3 protein-coding genes are annotated in these 1,411 nt (G+C 64.7%); 1 reads left to right on the top strand and 2 read right to left on the bottom strand.

Translation table 11 applies throughout. The features are described from left to right. Positions 1 to 545 (top strand): hypothetical protein (locus H926_RS33765; protein WP_022677955.1); only part of this gene is annotated, 545 nt, incomplete at its 5' end. Between the two features lie 272 nt (positions 546 to 817). Here the strand turns inward: H926_RS33765 and H926_RS0120630 are convergent. Together H926_RS0120630 and H926_RS35090 are read right to left on the bottom strand one after the other, a co-directional pair. Then, positions 818 to 1,150 (bottom strand): 2Fe-2S iron-sulfur cluster-binding protein, encoded by a 333-nt coding sequence (locus tag H926_RS0120630; RefSeq protein WP_022677954.1) that lies wholly within the window; start codon positions 1,148 to 1,150, stop codon positions 818 to 820. 5 nt (positions 1,151 to 1,155) lie between these two features. Further along, positions 1,156 to 1,411: aminotransferase class V-fold PLP-dependent enzyme (locus H926_RS35090; protein WP_237741125.1), on the bottom strand; the 256-nt coding region annotated here is incomplete at its 5' end.

Below are 1,411 nucleotides of genomic sequence, written 5' to 3'. Positions count from 1 at the left end.
TGCCGGGCTGGAGCGCCTTTGCCACGCGCCTTGCCGCCGCCGTCAAGGCGCGCGACGCTGCCGCCCTCGCCGCACTTTCATCCCCCGATGTGACGCTCGATTATGGCGGCGGCCATGGCCCGGCCCAACTGCAAAAGCGGCTGGCCGCGCCGGCCGGCGCCGCCATATGGGCCGATCTCGCGCGCATCCTGCCGCTGGGCTGCGCCGTGCAGGGCGATCTGGTGGTCATGCCGTGGTTCTTCTGGAACGTGCCTGATGAGGTCGATCCGGGCATGACGATGCTGGTCACCGGGCAAGGCGTGCCACTTCGCGCCAAGCCCAGCGACACGGCACCGGAAGTGGACAAGCTGGACTGGTCGCTTGTCACCATTGCCACGAGCCCTTCCTACAATCCCGCCGCGCGCTACACCGCCGTGATCACCGGCAAGCCGCAACGCAAGGGCTGGATCGAAACCGCCCGCCTGCGCAGCCTGCTCGCCCGCCGGATCATCGCCGAACGCAAGGGTGATGATTGGCATATCAGCGCGCTGGTGGCGGGGGATTGAGGGGAATATGCCGGGCGCCATCCTATTCAGACGCTCCGCAAAATCGAATTCGCGCAGAGGCGCTGAGACGCAGAGAAAATCTTATCCTCTGCGCCTCTGCGCGAAATTTACATCAGTATTTGCCAATATGCACAGCGGGCTTTCTCCCACCGTCACCCTGAACTCGTTTCAGGGTCCAGGCCGCAGCCTCACGCTGTGCTACAAACCCACCAGTAATGAGCGAGCCGGATGCCGAAACGAGTTCGGCATGACGAATGTGTAGGAGGAGCGTCTCAGCGCGGCTGCATATCCCGGGCCTCTGCCGGCACGCGCACTTCCAGGCCGTCCAGCGCGGGGTCAAGCACGATCTGGCAGGCGAGGCGGCTGGTGCGGGTGACCCCGACGGCAAGGTCGAGCATGTCTTCCTCGTCCTCGCTGGCTTGCATCAGGCGGTCGAACCAGTCGGGAGCAACCACGACATGGCAGGTGGAGCAGGCCATCTGGCCTTCGCACGTGCCTTCGAGCGGCATGCCGGCGTTCTGGCCCAGTTCCAGCAGGCGTTGCCCTGCCTCGCCCTCGGCCGCCACGCGCTGGCCATCGGCTGTGAGGAAGGTGACGCGAACCATAGGCACTAGACTCCCTGCATCTGCGCCGCCGCATTCAGCACGGCAGCAGCCTCCTTCAGTTCCTCACCCGTGGTATAACGTCCGAAACCGATGCGGATCGCGGTTTTGCTATCCCTGTCGGAAAGTCCCAGGGCGCGCAAGACATGGCTGGGCCTTCCCGAGCCGCTGGCACAGGCCGATCCGGCAGAAAACGCAACATTGCGACATTCTGACAACAGCCTGGCCACATCAAGCCCCGGCTTGCGCAAGTTGAGGTTGCCA

This window comes from Novosphingobium sp. B-7, assembly GCF_000410615.1.
Taxonomy (GTDB): domain Bacteria; phylum Pseudomonadota; class Alphaproteobacteria; order Sphingomonadales; family Sphingomonadaceae; genus Novosphingobium; species Novosphingobium capsulatum.
The sequence above is the reverse complement of the archived record's forward strand: the minus strand, read 5'-3'. Positions and strand labels throughout refer to the sequence as shown.

Excerpts from the sequence above, each read along its gene's own strand:
- H926_RS0120630 (WP_022677954.1), bottom strand. The coding sequence starts at position 1,150 with ATGGTTCGCGTCACCTTCCTCACAGCCGATGGCCAGCGCGTGGCGGCC.